This window comes from Actinophytocola xinjiangensis, assembly GCF_001921215.1.
Taxonomy (GTDB): domain Bacteria; phylum Actinomycetota; class Actinomycetes; order Mycobacteriales; family Pseudonocardiaceae; genus Actinophytocola; species Actinophytocola xinjiangensis.
Window position 1 is genome coordinate 36,888 of sequence record NZ_MSIF01000030.1, and the last position, 15,903, is coordinate 52,790.

General features: G+C 70.4%; 17 protein-coding genes. 13 read left to right on the top strand and 4 right to left on the bottom strand.

Annotated features, from left to right (window positions below; translation table 11 throughout):
* Positions 1-46: 46 nt before the first annotated feature.
* On the bottom strand, positions 47-640 hold the full coding sequence (locus tag BLA60_RS36545; protein WP_075137651.1) for a QsdR family transcriptional regulator: 594 nt from the start codon (positions 638-640) through the stop codon (positions 47-49).
* A 158-nt stretch (positions 641-798) separates the two neighbouring features.
* Between BLA60_RS36545 and BLA60_RS36550 the strand changes: the two genes are divergently transcribed.
* The 7 genes from BLA60_RS36550 (at position 799) to BLA60_RS46360 (ending at position 9,288) form a co-directional block, all read left to right on the top strand.
* Positions 799-1,674 carry an alpha/beta hydrolase family protein gene (locus BLA60_RS36550; RefSeq protein WP_075137652.1) on the top strand — a complete coding sequence of 292 codons (876 nt, stop codon included), beginning with the start codon at positions 799-801 and terminating at the stop codon, positions 1,672-1,674.
* A 92-nt stretch (positions 1,675-1,766) separates the two neighbouring features.
* Positions 1,767-2,321, top strand: a complete 555-nt coding sequence (locus BLA60_RS36555) for a dihydrofolate reductase family protein (RefSeq protein ID WP_075137653.1) — start codon at positions 1,767-1,769, stop codon at positions 2,319-2,321.
* A gap of 90 nt (positions 2,322-2,411) precedes the next feature.
* The gene (locus tag BLA60_RS36560) at positions 2,412-5,789 is read left to right on the top strand and encodes a phosphodiester glycosidase family protein (protein ID WP_211288976.1); all 3,378 of its coding nucleotides are present in this window, start codon (positions 2,412-2,414) and stop codon (positions 5,787-5,789) included.
* An 83-nt stretch (positions 5,790-5,872) separates the two neighbouring features.
* The gene (locus tag BLA60_RS36565) at positions 5,873-6,403 is read left to right on the top strand and encodes an RNA polymerase sigma factor (protein ID WP_154814848.1); all 531 of its coding nucleotides are present in this window, start codon (positions 5,873-5,875) and stop codon (positions 6,401-6,403) included.
* Between the two features lie 329 nt (positions 6,404-6,732).
* Positions 6,733-7,458 (top strand): ABC transporter permease, encoded by a 726-nt coding sequence (locus tag BLA60_RS36570; RefSeq protein ID WP_075137654.1) that lies wholly within the window; start codon positions 6,733-6,735, stop codon positions 7,456-7,458.
* Between the two features lie 82 nt (positions 7,459-7,540).
* Entirely contained in the window at positions 7,541-9,085 is a 1,545-nt protein-coding gene (locus BLA60_RS36575; protein WP_075137655.1) for a cellulose binding domain-containing protein, read from the top strand.
* Positions 9,086-9,153: 68 nt separating this feature from the next.
* Positions 9,154-9,288, top strand: a complete 135-nt coding sequence (locus BLA60_RS46360) for a hypothetical protein (protein ID WP_281257511.1) — start codon at positions 9,154-9,156, stop codon at positions 9,286-9,288.
* Between the two features lie 99 nt (positions 9,289-9,387).
* Here BLA60_RS46360 and BLA60_RS36580 read toward each other — a convergent pair whose 3' ends face one another.
* Positions 9,388-10,110, bottom strand: a complete 723-nt coding sequence (locus BLA60_RS36580; RefSeq protein WP_075137656.1) for a phosphocholine cytidylyltransferase family protein — start codon at positions 10,108-10,110, stop codon at positions 9,388-9,390.
* Positions 10,107-11,318 (bottom strand): CDP-glycerol glycerophosphotransferase family protein, encoded by a 1,212-nt coding sequence (locus BLA60_RS36585; RefSeq protein ID WP_154814849.1) that lies wholly within the window; start codon positions 11,316-11,318, stop codon positions 10,107-10,109. Before BLA60_RS36585 ends, BLA60_RS36580 begins: the two co-directional genes overlap by 4 nt.
* Positions 11,319-11,656: 338 nt before the next feature.
* Between BLA60_RS36585 and BLA60_RS36590 the strand changes: the two genes are divergently transcribed.
* The 6 genes from BLA60_RS36590 to BLA60_RS36615 all read left to right on the top strand — a co-directional run bounded on the left by BLA60_RS36590 (position 11,657) and on the right by BLA60_RS36615 (position 15,484).
* Positions 11,657-12,226, top strand: a complete 570-nt coding sequence (locus BLA60_RS36590) for a snapalysin family zinc-dependent metalloprotease (RefSeq protein WP_075137658.1) — start codon at positions 11,657-11,659, stop codon at positions 12,224-12,226.
* A gap of 129 nt (positions 12,227-12,355) precedes the next feature.
* On the top strand, positions 12,356-13,249 hold the full coding sequence (locus BLA60_RS36595) for a phosphotransferase (RefSeq protein WP_211288977.1): 894 nt from the start codon (positions 12,356-12,358) through the stop codon (positions 13,247-13,249).
* A 21-nt stretch (positions 13,250-13,270) separates the two neighbouring features.
* Complete coding sequence (locus tag BLA60_RS36600; protein ID WP_075137660.1) at positions 13,271-14,005, top strand: SAM-dependent methyltransferase; 735 nt, start codon at positions 13,271-13,273, stop codon at positions 14,003-14,005.
* Complete coding sequence (locus BLA60_RS36605) at positions 14,002-14,520, top strand: GNAT family N-acetyltransferase (protein ID WP_075137661.1); 519 nt, start codon at positions 14,002-14,004, stop codon at positions 14,518-14,520. Before BLA60_RS36600 ends, BLA60_RS36605 begins: the two co-directional genes overlap by 4 nt.
* Positions 14,521-14,657: 137 nt before the next feature.
* Positions 14,658-15,038 (top strand): STAS domain-containing protein, encoded by a 381-nt coding sequence (locus BLA60_RS36610; RefSeq protein ID WP_084735869.1) that lies wholly within the window; start codon positions 14,658-14,660, stop codon positions 15,036-15,038.
* Positions 15,039-15,055: 17 nt separating this feature from the next.
* Positions 15,056-15,484: an ATP-binding protein gene (locus tag BLA60_RS36615; RefSeq protein WP_075137662.1), complete on the top strand. Its 429-nt coding sequence runs from the start codon at positions 15,056-15,058 to the stop codon at positions 15,482-15,484.
* A gap of 12 nt (positions 15,485-15,496) precedes the next feature.
* On the opposite strand, the gene BLA60_RS36620 is transcribed toward BLA60_RS36615, so the two are convergent.
* The gene (locus BLA60_RS36620; protein ID WP_154814850.1) at positions 15,497-15,745 is read right to left on the bottom strand and encodes a hypothetical protein; all 249 of its coding nucleotides are present in this window, start codon (positions 15,743-15,745) and stop codon (positions 15,497-15,499) included.
* Positions 15,746-15,903 lie beyond the last annotated feature (158 nt).

Genomic DNA, 15,903 nt, shown 5'->3' on the forward strand with positions numbered 1-15,903 from the left:
CAACGGTGAACGCCGGCACTCCGATGAAACACCAGACCGATGTGTTTCACAAGACCGTGGGTTCCTTCGCCTCCACGAGCGCGGCGATCAACGTCGAGGCCGCGTCCAGATCGGGAGCCCGACCGACCAGCACGTCGGAGTACAGGAACGCCTCGCCGAGCCGGACGATGGCGTAACACAGGCTTTCCAGGCTCACCGCCGGCGTGAACCCGCCGGCCGCCACGTCCAGCCCCAACAGCTCGACGTGCGCGGCCATCACCCGGGGCTGCACCCGCCCGGCCGGGTCGGTCAGCACCCGGATGCCGACCGTCGGCTCGTCGTTGAGCAGCTTGCGGAACCCCTGGTTGCCGGCGATGTCCACCCGGTACCGGCGCATCACGACCAGACAACGCAGCTCACCGGCCTCGTCGCGGACCCGTTCACCGTTGGCCGCCCGCCACTGGCGCAGCGCGCCGGCCATCGTGCGGTCGGCCATGTACCAGAGGGCCTCGCCCATCAGGTCCTCGCGGTTGCCGACCCGGCGGAACAGCGTGCTGCGCGAGATGCCGAGATCACCGGCGAACGTGCGGGTGTCCAACCGGGCGCCACGCCCTATCCAGCGTGCGGCGGCACGCACGATCTGTTCGGCACTGGGGGTCACGACCCGCAGCGTACGGCCGGGGCCGGCGGGTCACCGCCGGTGCCGGGCAGGACTGGCGATTCCACCGATGCGCCCACCGGCCACCGCTTGCCACAGTCGGTTACCGATCGCGACCGCTGCGTAGCTCGACGACGAGCTGATGGGAGAAGGTGCGAGAGATGCGAAAGACCCTGCGAAAAGGCGTACGAATCCTCGGTGGTGTCGCCCTGGCGGCGACGGTCCTGGTGGGCACGGCCACCGCCGCGACCGCCCAGGACAACCCCTACGAGCGCGGCCCGGACCCGACCGAGAGCCTCATCGAGGCCTCCCGCGGTCCGTTCTCGGTGTCCCAGACGTCGGTGTCCAGCCTGGTCAGCGGCTTCGGCGGCGGCACGATCTACTACCCGACGAGCACCTCGGAGGGCACCTTCGGTGCGGTGGCCATCTCGCCGGGCTTCACCGCGACCGAGTCCAGCATCGCCTGGATGGGGCCGAGGCTGGCCTCACACGGCTTCGTGGTGATCACCATCGACACCAACACCATCTACGACCAGCCCAGCAGCCGGGGTGACCAGCTGCTGGCGGCCCTGGACTACATGACCGAGGACAACCTGACCGTGCGCGGCCGGATCGACTCCTCGCGGCTGGCCGTGGCCGGCCACTCGATGGGCGGCGGCGGGTCGCTGGAGGCGGCCTCGTCGCGGCCGGCGTTGCAGGCCGCGGTGCCGCTGGCGCCGTGGAACACCGACAAGTCCTGGTCGGAGCTGCGCACGCCGACGCTGATCATCGGCGGCGAGTCCGACTCGATCGCGCCGGTGGCCACCCACTCGATCCCGTTCTACAACTCCATCCCGGCGTCGGCGGAGAAGGCGTACCTGGAGCTGGACAACGCCAGCCACTTCTTCCCGCAGACCCCGAACACCACCCAGGCGAAGTACATGCTGTCCTGGCTGAAGCGGTTCGTCGACAACGACACCCGGTACGAGCAGTTCCTCTGCCCGGCGCCGGACGACCGCGACATCTCCGACTACCGGGACACCTGCCCGCACGCGTAGAAAAATTTGCGCGGCCCGCGATGTCGAGCCACGGTGGGCACCTCCGACTCCCCGTCGACGGTGCCCACCGTTTCCATCGTGAGGAGCAGGACATGCGCAAGGTCATCTACTGGGTGAACACCTCGGTCGACGGGTTCGTCGAGGGACCCCACGGCGAGTTCGACTGGGCACTGGTGGGCCCCGAGCTCGACCAGTACAGCCGTGACGTGCACGAACACGTCGACACGTTGCTCTACGGCCGGCGGGTCTTCGAGATGATGGCCGGCTACTGGCCGACCGCCGGGGCCGCCTCCGACGACCCGCACGACCAGTGGTTCCTGCCGGTCTGGAACTCGACACCCAAGATCGTGTTCTCCCGGAGCCAGCGGTCGATCGAGTGGGCCGACGAGGTCGTCGGCGGCGACCTGGCCGCCGCGATCGAGCGGCTGCGCTCGGCGCCGGGGCGGGACCTGCTGCTCACCGGCGGCGCGGAGCTGGCGGCCCGGCTGTCCGAGCTGGACCTGATCGACGAGTACCGCATCGCGGTGCACCCGGTCGTGCTCGCCGGCGGGCGGCAGGTCCTGCCGCTCACCGAGCGGCGCACGCTGACCCTCGTCGATGCCACCGTGCTCGACGAGCGCGTCACGGTGATGCGGTACGCGCGGTGAGTCACGGCGGCATCCGCCAGTCAGGTGTCGTTTCCTTTCCAGACATCTCGCGGTCTGGTGAAGAACCGACGAACCGGTCAGACTCGTTCCGTGCACCGAAAGCTGCTCGCGATCGTCGCGATGACCGCCTCCCTGGTCGTGCTGGGCCCGCTGCCGGCGGCGCTCGCCGACGAACCCGACCGCACCTGGGCCACCTCCGACTCCGCCGACCACCCCACCGAGTCGGCGCCGGCCCGCACCGCCGCCGCACCCGCCCCGAGGATCGAGACCGACGAGCGGGAACGGCCGGTCGCCCCGGGCGTCACGCTCCGCTCGTTCGACCGCTACGGCCCCGACGGCTACACCGGCACTCCCACCTGGCTCCAGGCCGACAGCCTCGACATCGACCTGACCAAGGGCACCACCGTCGACTACCTGTTCCCCGGCCAGGTCGCCAAGGGTGAACCACTGGCCACCCAGGCGCAGCGCACCGGCGCGGTCGCCGCCGTCAACGGGGACTTCTTCGACATCAACAACTCCACCGCCCCGCTGGGCGTCGGCGTGCGGTCCGGCGAACTCGTCCAGTCGCCGGACAGCTCCCCCACCTGGCACCAGTCGGCGGCCATCATCACCCCCGACGGCCTCGGCACGATCGGCGAGGTGCTCTTCGAGGGCACCGTCGACCTGCCGGGCACCGACGACCCGCCGCTGGCCGGGGTGAACAAGCCGACCCTCGCGGCCGGCGGCATCGAGGCGTTCACGCCGCTGTGGGGCAGCTACTGCCGCTGCCGCGCCACCCAGGGCGCCGCCGGGGTGACCGAGGTCGAGGTCGTCGACAACGTCGTCACCGCCGTGCGGGACCAGGCCGGCGAAGGCGCCATCCCCGACGGCACGCTGATGCTCGTCGGCCGCGAGCAGGGCGCGGCCACCCTCGCCGGCCTCGCCGTCGGCGACCGGGTCGCCGTCGACTACCAGGCCCGCACCGAGCAGGGCCAACGCATCCACGCGGCGGTCAACGGCCGCCAGCTGCTGGTGGTGAACGGCGTCGCGCAGAAGGCCAGCGCCGGCAACAACGTCCCGGCCGCGCCACGCACCGCCGTCGGCTTCTCCCGCGACAGCCGGCAGATGTTCCTGCTGACCGCCGACGGCCGCCAGTCGGCCTTCGCCGAGGGCCTCGGCCTGGACGAGCTGGCCACGATGATGGTCGAACTGGGCGCCTACCACGCCGTCAACCTCGACGGCGGCGGCTCGACGACCATGGTCGCCCGCGAGCCGGGATCGGCGACCGGGCAGGTGGAGAACCGACCCTCCGACGGCGCGCAACGCAACGTCCCCAACGGCCTGGCCCTGTACGCGCCGCGCGGCAGCGGCCGGGCCACGGGGTTCTGGGTGGAGCCGGTGCTCGACCCCGACCGCGCGTCCGGCTCGTCGACGGTCGCGCCCGGCAACCCCGAGCGGGTGTTCTCCGGCCTGACCCGGCGGCTGCGCGCCGCCGCCTACGACGAGACGTTCGGCCCGGCGACGGCCACCCCGCGCTGGCACGCCGAGCCGGTGCACGGCGCACTCGACCGCGACGCCGTGTTCCACGCCCGCCGCCCTGGCCGGACCGAGGTCACCGTCGCCGACCGGAACGTGCGCGGCGGCGTGGAGCTGACCGTCCTGCCCCGGGTGTCCACCGTCTCGGCGACCGCCGAACAGGTGGCCCTGGCCGGCGAGGGCCAGCGCACCAGCTTCGGTGTCGTCGGCGCGGACGCCGACGGCTGGCGCGCGCCGATCGAACCGGCCGACGTGCGCCTGACCTACGACCAGGACCTGCTGTCGATCACCGCCGGTGAGGACGGCCGGTTCACCGCGACCGCGCTGCGCCCCAGCGGTTCCACCCTGGTCACCCTGGAGGTCGACGGCGTCCGCTCGGTGCTCCCGGTGACCGTCGGCCTGGAGGAGCAGGTCGTCGCCGACTTCGCCGACCCGGCGTCGTGGCGCTTCTTCGGCGAGCGGGCGACCGGCGCGCTCGCCCCCGCCGAGGGCCGCGACGGTCCCGGCCTGCGCCTGACCTACGACTTCACCCAGAGCACCGGCACCCGCACCGGCGGCGCCCTGGCCCCCGAGGGCCTGACGATTCCCGGCCAGCCCAAGGAGTTGCGCCTGTGGGTGAACTCCACCGGCAACGGCGAGTGGGCGTCACTGCAGGCGTGGGACGGGACCGGTCAGCTGTTGCCGGCGTTCCGCGCCGGCTACCTCACCGGGACGGGCTGGCAACAGCTCACGTTCACCGTGCCGGCCGGCACGGCGTACCCGTTGACGCTGCGCAGGTTCTACGCCGCCGAGACCGACCCGACCAGGAGCTACCGGGGCGACCTCGTGATCGACCAGCTCACCGCCATGGTGCCGCCGGCGCTGGAGGTCCCGGACGCGCAGCGGCCGATCGACCCGCTGATCGTGCGCGACGGTTCGGTCGCCGGCGCCCCCTGGCGCTTCGCGGTGATGTCCGACGCGCAGTTCGTCGCCCGCGACCCGGACAGCGACATCGTCGCCAACGCCCGCCGCACCCTCCGCGAGATCCGCGCCGCCCGCCCGGACTTCCTGGTGATCAACGGCGACCTGGTCGACGAGGCGTCTCCCGCTGACTTCGCCCTGGCCAGAAAGATCCTCGACGAGGAACTGGAAGGCGAACTGCCGTTCCACTACGTCCCCGGCAACCACGAACGCGCCGACGGCGGCCTGGCGAACTTCACCGCCGAGTTCGGCGAAACGCAGCGGACGTTCGACCACAAGGGCACCCGTTTCGTCACCTTCGACACCTCCGCCCTGTCCTACCGGTCCGGTGACTGGACCCAGCTCAACCGCCTGCGCGACACCCTGGCCGACGCGGCCACCGACCGTGCCGTTCGCTCGGTGGTGGTTGTCCAACACGTGCCGCCACGCGACCCGACACCCGCGCGGGCCAGCGAACTGTCCGACCGCAAGGAGGCCGCGACGCTCCAACGCTGGCTGTCGGAGTTCCAGTCCCGCTCGGGCAAGCGGACGGCGTTCATCGGCGCTCACGTGGGAACGTTCCACGCGTCGCATGTGGACGGTGTGCCGTACTTCATCAACGGCAACTCGGGCAAGAACCCCGCCACCGGGGCGGCTGACGGTGGTTTCACCGGCTGGTCCCTGTGGGGCGTGCGCGGCCAGGGCTTCGCCGTGGAGGTCCGCCCCCACGTCGACGACCTGACGGTCACCGCCCCGGAGAGCCTGCCGACCGGAACGTCCACAGTGGTCACCGCAGCGGTGGCCCAGGGGCAGCGCACGGTCCCCGTGGCCTACCCGGTGACGGCGCGGTGGTCGGCGTCCCCGTCGGTCAGCCTGACCGGCGACCCGAAACCCTGGCACAAAGCCACCTTCGATCCGCTGACCGGTCGCCTGACGGCCCTGCGCCCAGGAGTGATCACGCTGGAGGTGACGGTCAACGGCACGCAACGCCGCACCACCATCACGCTGACCTGACTTCTTCCCGATGACCACCCGATCGTGGTGGGCACCAGAAGGCTGTCGGCGACGTCTCACCGGCCCACACGGAGGGAGACGTGGTGATCACGGACAGCGACCTCACGCTGCGACTGGCGGCGGGCGACCTTCGGATGTGGCCGGAGTTCGTTCGCCGTCACACCGCACTGCTGTGGGCGGTCGCCCGGTCCTACCGCCTCAACCACTCCGACGCGGCTGACGTCGTACAGACCACGTGGGTGCGGCTGGCGGAGAACCTTCCCCATCTCACCAACCCCGACCGCCTGCAGGCGTGGCTGGTGACGACCACCCGGCGGGAGAGCCAGCGCCAGCGGGTCCGGCGCGCCAGGGAGGACCCCGTCGGCTCTGTCGACGTCGTGTCGCTGGAACCTCGCAATGCCCGCGACCAGGCATTTCAGGCGGCTTTCGAGGCTCTGCCGGTGCGGTGCCGGGCGATGTTGGCGCTCCAGGTGAACGCGCCGGAGTTGACCTACGCCCAACTGGCGGCGGCGTTGGAGATGCAGGCCGGGAGCGTGGGAAGGACGAAGTCCCGGTGCCTGGAGCACCTGCGGTCCCTTGTCGAGAAGCAGGCAGAGCTGGCCGAGTCCGCCTAGCCACCACACAGCCCCCGACCAGACGGAACCCCCACCCTCCGGTCACGACCAGCGCCCAACGGACAGACACAGGCCAAACCAGAACCCCACACACACAACACCACTCCCGCCCACCCGGGTCTGGCGGTGGACACCGCCAGGGGCAGGGCGCAACCCTGCCCCAAAAGGCCCTGCCTCCGCCGGACCCGGGCAAGACAGGCAAAACCCCCCACCACCCACACCACCAGGGAAACCCACAACCCACACCCCAGGGACACCCACAACCCACACCCACCACGAACCCACGAACAACAGAACCCACAACCCCTCCACCAGGTAGAACTAGCCGGATGAACGGCACGATCGCCCCCAGCTGGCCCCTGGCCGCGACTCTCGTCCTGCTCACCGCCGCCGGCGCTCTCACGGTCTACCTGGGCCGCATCTCCTCCTGGCGGCCCATCGCCACCGCCGCCGCCCGGGCGACCGCGCAACTCGCCGCCGTGTCCTTCCTGATCACCGCGATTCTCACGTCCGGCTGGCTGACCAGTGCCTTCGTTCTCCTGATGTTCAGCATCGCCGCGTTCACGTCCGCGCGCCGGATCTTCGGGCGGTTCTCGATCCTCCCGGCGATCGCCATCGCGACGGGGGTGGCGCCGGTGCTGGCGTTGTTGTTCGCCAGTGGGGCGATTCCCTGGGAGCCGGTCGCGGTGGTGCCCATCGCGGGGATTCTCATCGGGGGCGCGATGACCGCGACCTCGCTGGCCGGGCGGCGGGCTCGTGACGAGCTCACGAACCGGCGCGGTGAGTACGAGGCCGGTCTCGCTCTCGGGCTGGTCAACCGTGACGCGGCGCTGTTGCTGCTGCGCCCGACGGCCCATCAGGCCCTGGTTCCCGCGCTTGACCAGACCCGCACGGTCGGCCTGGTGACCCTTCCCGGCGCCTATGTCGGTGTCCTGCTGGGCGGTGGCGATCCGTTGCAGGCCGGCGCCGCCCAGTTGCTGGTGCTGGTCGCGTTGTTGGCGATCGAGTCGGCGGCGGTGCTGGTGACCGTGGAGCTCATCGCCCGCCGGGCTTGATTGGTCCAGACCTTGTGGGAACAGCTGGTCTAGACCAAAATCATCGCAAGAGGGGGACCCTGCCCACGCGAGGAGACCCGAGATGCGAAGACGTCTCACCGTCCTACTGGCCACGTTCGCCACCCTGATCCTCGGCCTCACCCCGGCCGCCGCCGCGCCCGGACTGACCGCCACCTACACCACGGTGTCGGACTGGGGCACCGGCTTCGAAGGCAAGATCACCATCGCCAACACCTCCGGCACCACCCTCAACGGCTGGACCGTCGAGTTCGACCTCCCGGCCGGCGCGACGATCACCTCGTCCTGGGACGCGCAGCGCACCAGCAGCGGCCAGCACCACACCTTCCGCAACCCCACCTGGGCCCCGACCCTGCCCTCCGGCGCCACCGCGTCGTTCGGGTTCAACGGCTCCCCCGGCAACGTCACCACCATCCAGAACTGCCGACTCAACGGCGAGGGCTGCGACGGCGGCTCCGGCAACCCCGGCGCACCGACCACCCCGGCCAACCCGCGCGTCACCGGCACGACCAACTCCTCGATCTCGTTGGCGTGGAACGGGTCCAGCGGCACGGTCACCGGCTACCGGGTGTACGAGGGCACCGCCGTGCGGGCCACCGTGACCGGCACGTCGGCCACCATCGGCAACCTGGGCACCTGCACCGGACACACCTACACGGTCGCCGCCTACAACGCCGCCGGCGAGTCGGCCAAGAGCGCGGCGGTGTCGGCCACCACCGCCGGCTGCACCCAGCCCACCGGCGGCCGGGGCGCGCCCTACCTGTACCTGGGCTGGGGCAACCCACCCGCCCCCGCCACCGTCATGTCGGCCACCGGCATCCGCTGGTTCACCATGGCCTTCGTCCTGTCCGGCGGCGGCTGCACACCCTCCTGGGACTCCCAGCGCCCGCTGCTCGGCGGCGTCGACCAGCAGACCATCAACGCCATCCGCGCGGCCGGCGGCGACATCGTCCCGTCCTTCGGCGGCTGGAGCGGCAACAAGCTCGGCCCCAACTGCGCCACCCCGCAGGCCCTGGCCGGCGCCTACCAACAGGTGATCGACGCCTACGACCTCAAGGCCATCGACATCGACATCGAGAACACCGACGAGTTCGAGAACACCGTCGTCCAGGACCGCATCCTCGGCGCGCTGAAGATCGTCAAGCAGAACAACCCCGGCATCCAGACGATCGTCACCTTCGGCACCACGACCAGCGGCCCGAACTACTACGGCAACCGCCTGATCGACCAGGCCGCGGCACTGGGCGCGAACATCGACGTGTTCACGATCATGCCGTTCGACTTCGGCAGCGCGAACATCGGCCAGGACACCATCAACGCGTCCGAGGCACTGAAGAACAAGCTGCGTTCCGCGTTCGGCTGGTCCGACGCCCAGGCCTACCAGCACATGGGCATCTCCGGCATGAACGGCCTGTCCGACCAGCAGGAGATGACCAGCCTGGCGACCTGGACCCAGATCCGTGACTGGGCCAAGACCCGGGGCCTGGCCCGCCTCGCCTACTGGGCGGTCAACCGCGACCGCCCCTGCCCGGGCGGCGGCGTCGTCTCGAACTGCAGCGGCATCGCCCAACCCGACTGGGAGTTCACCCGCATCACCGCCGGCTTCTGACCCGACACCCGGTGAGGGTCCCCGACCACGGGACCCTCACCAGGGCCAGCGAATGGTAAACAGAAGGAATGCGAGCCGACGACGACCAGACACCGGAGACCACCGAGCCTCCCGGCGACGACACGCACGGTGCGGCCGCTGCCGACCTGCCGGTGCTGACCGCCGACCTCGTTCGCGAAACCCTGGAACGGACGCGGCGCTGACAGCGGCTGACCAGGCCGGCGGCCATCGCCACGTCCTGGCCGATCGGGGAGTCCAGCCAGGTCAACGGGGTCACGCCGCAACGCGCGGCTGCCCGGCGTTCAGGCGGCCGAGGTGACGGTCGCGCCCACCACCGCGTTCGCCCGGTCGAGGTCGCCGGCGAAGTCCACCTCCACGACGAAGAACTCGGAGATGTCCAGCGCCAGCACCCGCATCCCGCCCACCGCGATCGCGGTCTCGATGCCGCGCTCGAAGTAGTCGGCGTCCGCGCAGCCCGCCAACTGCTCGACCAGCGTCGCCCGGTCGGCCGACGCCACGTAGTTGATCCCGACGGCCTCACCGAGGCCGTCGGCCACCGATTTCGACAGCCGCACCACGAATCCGTCGACCGACGAGGTGTACTTCACCTCCTCCTCACCGACTGTTTCGGTGTTGACGCACACGAAACTGCGGTCGTCGGCGATCGCCGGGGCGATCCGGTTCAGCAGCCCGGGGTCGAACACGACGTCGCCGTTGAGCCACAGCACCCCGCCCGGCCGGGCCAGCCGCAGCGCGCGGAGCAGGCTCGCGGCCGTGTTCGTGTGCTCGTAGCGCTCGTTGTAGGCGAACAGCACGCCGGGCGCGGCGGCCATCACCTCCTCGGCGCGGAACCCGACGACGACCGTCACCCCGACGGTCTCGCCGAACGCGCGGCGCAGGCACCGCAGCTGCCGGCCGAGGATGCTGGCGCCGTCGACCAGCGGGGTGAGCGGTTTGGGGTGCGGGCGGCCGAGCCGGGTTCCCATGCCGGCGGCCAGGATCACGACGTTCGGTGGCTCGGTCATGCTGGTTCTCCCGCCTCCCGGAGCTGCTGTGTGGTCGGGCCGGTGTCCAGTGCGGCGAGGCCGCGGTCGCGGGTGCGCACCGCGTCGTCGACGGCGGCGAGGAACCGGGCGGTGCTCTCGCCGGGGGCGAGGTCACCGAAGTAGTCGGTGCGGGCGGCGTACCGGGCCGCGCGGTGCGGGTCGTCGGTGAGGCGGTGTTCGAGGGTGTCCGCGAGCGCGGACACCGTGTCGGAGTCGACGATGTCGGCGCAGTGGCTGACGGGGGCGTCGGCGTGCAGCCGGGCGCGGTCGTCGTACCGGTCGGCGATCAGCAGCGGGGCGTCGGCGCGCAGGTAGAGGAAGTCCAGGCCGACCGAGGAGACGTCGGTGACCATGAGGTCGGCGACCGGGAACAGCGCGAGGATGTCCCCGGTGAGCGCGATCTCGTTGCCCGGGCGGCGTTCCAGGAGCCGGACGATCTCGCGGTGGGCGGCGGCGACCGCCGGCCGGGTGCTCGGCGGGACCCTCGGGTGTGGCTTGTAGACCACGCGGGTGTTCGGCACCGACAGTGCGGCGGCGACGATCCTGGCGCCGAGGACGTCGACGGAGGTGTAGTTGTTGGACGCGTTCTCGCCTTCCCAGGTGGGGGCGTAGAGGATGGTGCGCCGGCCGTCGCGGGCCAGTCGCGGTTCGGGGCGCAGGTCGAGTTGCGGCCGGCCGACGCGGACGAGGGCGGCGTCGTCGAACTCGATCAGCGCGGCGCGGTGTCGACGGACGGCGGCCGCGCCGGCGACGAACACCCGGTCGTAGGCCTTCACCTGGTTGGACACCATGCAGACCTTGTCGCTCTCGCCGTGGTTGACGTGCACGTGCAGCATCCGGCGTTGCATGAGTGAGGGGAAGTTGTGCTGGGAGTTGTTGACGTAGACGCCTACTTTGAAGTCGCTGCGCTCGTAGAGGTCTACAAGGTGGTGGAACAGAGGTGGGTACACACAGCGCAGCCGTGTCATGCCGGACAGTGCGGCGTACGTACGCGGATGTCGCGCGATGACGACGACGGGGTGCTGGTCGTCGAGCAGTTCGAGGACCGGGAGCCACTGGGCGAGTTGGTAGAGCCGGCGCGGATCGTCGGCGAAGTAGACCGCGACGGTGCCCGGCACGGGGTCGCCGGGGAGGTAACCGGCCGGTTCCGGCGACTGATCTTTCCTGCGCCTGCCGAAGGAGAGCACGCGGCGGCTCCGAATGTGGGGAGGGCGGGGTAAACCACCTGATCGGTTGGGATAGCGGCGGCCGAGGACGGCGGACACGCACTCCCAGTGTGCGTGCTGGACACGTCCAGGCCAAGTGGTGGATACCGCAGAGAAACCGGAACTTTACGCAGGCGTCGTCCATTGTGGACAGGTAGGCGGACGGGCTATCCTTCCACTCGACAAGTTATTCGTCAATCCGCCAAGTCAGTTGGCAATTTGCCATAGGTCCGAACCCACCGAAAGTCGGTGCCGCGGGCCGAGGAATCCTCCCTAGCGTCCGAAGCGCCGAATTTCATTCGTGTTGGCGAGGAGGAATCATGATCAGGAAGACATTCCTGAGCGCCGCCGTCGGGGCCGCGATGATCATGGCACCGATGGCGACCGGTCAGGCAGCCGCCACCACCGCCCCCGAGAACCCGACGACCGCCGCCACAACCGTCTACTACGACGACTCCGGGGCGCCGAGCTACCAGTCGCAAATCGCCCAGGGAGTGGCGAACTGGAACAACTCGGTGTCGAACGTGCAGCTGGTGGAGAACGCCTCCGCGGCGACCCTCGACTTCTACGAGGGCAACGACCCCAACGGCTCCTACGCCTACACCGATGGCCACGGCAACGGCTACATCTTCCTCGACCACACCCAGATGGGCGTGTACGCACCGGTACGCATCACCGCCCACGAAACCGGCCACGTCCTGGGCCTGCCCGACAACTACAACGGCCCCTGCTCGGAACTCATGTCCGGCGGTGGCCCCGGCCCGTCCTGCACCAACGCCAACCCCAACGCCGACGAGATCGGCCGCGTCAACTCCCTGTGGGCGAACGGCAGGCAGGGCCCGGGCGTGTTCACCAGGATCGCCGAACCCGCCGTGACCGCCGCCTTCTGATCCCCTGACCGAGGCCCCGGCCTCACCGAACGGCGACCGCCCCCTCCCCGGCGGTCGCCGTTCTCATGCCCGGGCCCGTCTACGATCGGGTCGTCCGCCCAGACAAATCCGCCCAGACAAAGGAGTGTGGTGAGCCCCGACGTCGCCTGGCTGGACCGTCAGCTCACCGCCGCCGGCCGTACCAGGACCGGTCCGGTGACCGAGGTCCGCCGCCGCCCCTGGAGCAGCGTGTACTCCGCGCCGACCGACCACGGCACCGTGTGGCTCAAGGCAACCGGCGCCGGGTCGGCGTTCGAGGCCGGCTTGCACGCGTTGATCGCCCGGGTCTGCCCCGGTGACGTCCCGGTGCCGATCGCCGTCGACGCGGCGCGGGGGTGGCTGCTGCTACCCGACGGCGGGCCGACCATCACCGGCTCGGTCCTCACCGGACTCGTCGAGATCCTGCCGAAGTACGCTCTGCTGCAACGGAAACTCACGTCCCATGTGGACGAGATGCTCACCCTCGGGCTGACCGACATGCGCCCGGCCGCGATGCCGGCCCGGCTCGACGAGGCCATCGACGCCGCACGACGCCGCGGCGGCGGGGACGGGCTGGCGGAGATCCGCGCGCTGCGCCCCCGGTTCACGCGGTGGTGCGCGCGGCTGGCCGAATCGCCCGTGCCGGCCAGCGTCGACCACAACGACCTGCACCCCAACAGCGTCTTCGCCGCCGGGCCTCGGTTGTTCGACTGGGGCGACGCCGTTGTCGCCCATCCGTTCGCCAGTGCGCTGGTCGCGTTGCAGGCCGCCGAAGGCCCTGATCTGGTCCGGCTGCGCGACGCCTATCTGGAACCGTTCACCGATCTCGCGCCGCACGCCGACCTCGTCGGTGATCTCGAACTGGCCTGCCGGGTCGCCAAACCCGCGCGGGCGCTCGTGTGGGACCGCGCCCTTCCCCGCGACGAATCCGGTCCGCTGGCGCAGGCCCCGCGCCGCACGCTGCTCGCCCTGCTCGACCGGAATTGGCTTGCGCTGAGCCACTGACCCCGTGCGACCATTCCGGGCGTGACCGAGTTCGATCTCGCGGGCACGTTCGGCGAGGACTATCTCCATTTTCTGGCCGAGCGGCTGAACGACGAGCACAGCGAATCCGAAACCGACGTCATCGCCCGGTTGACCGGGCTCGAACCGGGCGAGCGGGTACTCGACCTCGCCTGCGGCCACGGCCGGATCGCCAACCGGCTCGCCGCGCGCGGCGCCACGGTCACCGGTCTGGACGCGACGCCGATGTTCCTCGACCTGGCCCGCGCGGACGCCGCCGGACGCGGTGTCGAGGTCGACTACCGGCTCGGCGACATGCGCGAACTGCCGTGGACCGGCGAGTTCGACGTGGTGATCAACTGGTTCACCGCCTTCGGCTACCTCGGCGACGACGGCGACCGCGAGGTGCTCGCCGGGGTCGTCCGCGCGCTGCGCCCCGGCGGCCGGTTCCTCATCGAGATCAACAACTATCCGTGGCTGCTGCGCAACCTGCTCACGTCGATCATCGACGAACGCGACGGCGACCTGCTCGTCGACCGCAACGCGTTCGACCCGCTGACCAACCGGATCACCACGCACCGCACCACGATCCGCGACGGCCGCCGCCGCGACACCCGGTTCTTCGTGCGTCTCTACCCGTACACCGAACTGCGCACGCTGCTGTTGGGCGCCGGTTTCGCGGAGGTCACCGCGTTCGGCCGCGACGGCGACCCGCTGACCCTCGACAGCCGGCGACTGATCGTGGTGGCCAGCACATGACCATCCGCCCCGCCCGCCCGGACGACCTGCCCGCGTTGCGCGACCTGGAGGTCGCCGCCGCCGAGCCGTTCCGCGACATCGGCATGCCCGAGATCGCCGGCGACGAGCCCGAGCCGCTGCCCGTCCTGGCGGAGTACCAGCAGGACGGCCGCGCCTGGGTGTACGTCACGCCTGACGACCAGCCGGTGGCGTACCTGCTGGTCAGCGAGGTGGACGGGCACGCGCACATCGCCCAGGTGTCGGTCCGGCCGGATCACGCCCGGCGCGGCCTCGGCGCCGCCCTGATCGAGCGGGCGGCCGGCTGGGCCCGGTCCGCCGGGATGACGACGATGTCACTGACGACGTTCACCGAGGTCCCGTGGAACGGCCCGTACTACGCCCGCCTCGGTTTCACGGTGTTACCGCGGGACCGGTGGACCCCGGGCCTTCGCGCCATCCGCGCCGAGGAGGACGCGCGCGGACTGGATCGCTGGCCCAGGGCGGTGATGACCCGCCGTCATCACCCGATCGCCTGACGTTGATGGCGTTTCGACCCGATCACGATCGGCTACCCAAGAGGACGCACGAGTCGAACGAGGCCGGTTTGAACGGGTCCGTCCGGGGGTAGGGCTTGCCTTATGTGGGTAAACACAGGCGCGGGGCAGGTGACGCGATGAGCTTCGTCGGCGCGGACAGTTCGGAGAACGGGGTGTTCTCGGTGAAGGTCGAGGACCTCCATCTGGACGCCTTGGGGGAGACCGTGGTGTTGGCCGTGATCGGCGAGGTTGACCTGGCCACCGCACCGGTGCTTGAGGAGTCGATTTCCACCGCGTTCGCCCGGGAGCCGGATATGGTGATCGTCGACCTGAGCGAGGTGAGTTTCCTGGCGTCGGTGGGGATGAGCATCCTGATCGGCTACAACGAGCGGGCCGGCGACACCCGGTTCCGTCTGGTCGCCTCGGGCGCGGCGACCTACCGACCATTGCAGCTGACCGGGGTCGCGGACACCATTTCGATCTTTCCCACCCGGGACCAGGCGCTGGCGGAGGGCTAGAAGGTGGGTACTCCGGAGTGAACGCGGGGCAACAACAGCTCGACGACGTCCAGGACGGCGACCTTCATTTCCGGGTACCGGCCTCGGCCGCCCGACTCACGGCACTGCGCCACGCACTGACCGAATGGGCCCAGGAGTGCGGCCTGGCGGCGGAGGACCGCGAAGCCCTGACGCTCGCCAGTTACGAGGCCATGGCGAACAGTGTTGAGCACGCGTATGCGGATCACGTGGAAGGCGTTCTCGATCTGCGCGCGGTTCGTGATGACGCCCGGGGGCAGGTAACGGTCACGGTGACGGATTATGGGACCTGGAAACCACCGCCGATTAATCCGGGATCTCGGGGTCGCGGATTGCCGTTAATACGCGGCCTGACGAAAACAGCCGTCATCACCCCCACGGAACACGGGACAACGGTCACCATGACCTGGCCCGCCGCCCTTGATTAATCGCTTCGATGGTCAGACGCGCCGAATGGGCACGGGATTTCCGGACAGGGCGCTGAGTCGCGCGGTGGCGCGCAGCCGCAGCATCGTCGAGAGCCGCTGGGGATCGTTGACCGTCGAAACCAACTCGGTGGTCACCTCGTAGACGACGCGGGTGATGTCGGCCGGGACCTCGTCCGGCAGGCGGTCGGTCAGGACGCGGACGGCGTCGTCCATGATTGTGGTGAGCTGGGGTCCGGTGATTCGTGGCGTCTCCCTCGGCATCCTGAACCACCTTCCTTATCGATTCAGAGCAGGGTCGAACCGGGTCGGAACCCGCCCTTGACCAGCTCTTTTGCGCACACGGTGACGATCAGCGCGGACCAGGCCCCGGCGCCGCCCGCGAACCACCAACCGGATCGTTCCAGTGTGCCAGGACGAGG

Excerpts from the sequence above, each read along its gene's own strand:
- BLA60_RS36575 (WP_075137655.1), top strand. The coding sequence starts at position 7,541 with ATGCGAAGACGTCTCACCGTCCTACTGGCCACGTTCGCCACCCTGATC.
- BLA60_RS46360 (WP_281257511.1), top strand. The coding sequence starts at position 9,154 with ATGCGAGCCGACGACGACCAGACACCGGAGACCACCGAGCCTCCCGGC.
- BLA60_RS36570 (WP_075137654.1), top strand. The coding sequence starts at position 6,733 with ATGAACGGCACGATCGCCCCCAGCTGGCCCCTGGCCGCGACTCTCGTC.
- BLA60_RS36605 (WP_075137661.1), top strand. The coding sequence starts at position 14,002 with ATGACCATCCGCCCCGCCCGCCCGGACGACCTGCCCGCGTTGCGCGAC.
- BLA60_RS36580 (WP_075137656.1), bottom strand. The coding sequence starts at position 10,110 with ATGACCGAGCCACCGAACGTCGTGATCCTGGCCGCCGGCATGGGAACC.
- BLA60_RS36550 (WP_075137652.1), top strand. The coding sequence starts at position 799 with ATGCGAAAGACCCTGCGAAAAGGCGTACGAATCCTCGGTGGTGTCGCC.
- BLA60_RS36610 (WP_084735869.1), top strand. The coding sequence starts at position 14,658 with ATGAGCTTCGTCGGCGCGGACAGTTCGGAGAACGGGGTGTTCTCGGTG.
- BLA60_RS36590 (WP_075137658.1), top strand. The coding sequence starts at position 11,657 with ATGATCAGGAAGACATTCCTGAGCGCCGCCGTCGGGGCCGCGATGATC.
- BLA60_RS36620 (WP_154814850.1), bottom strand. The coding sequence starts at position 15,745 with ATGCCGAGGGAGACGCCACGAATCACCGGACCCCAGCTCACCACAATC.
- BLA60_RS36555 (WP_075137653.1), top strand. The coding sequence starts at position 1,767 with ATGCGCAAGGTCATCTACTGGGTGAACACCTCGGTCGACGGGTTCGTC.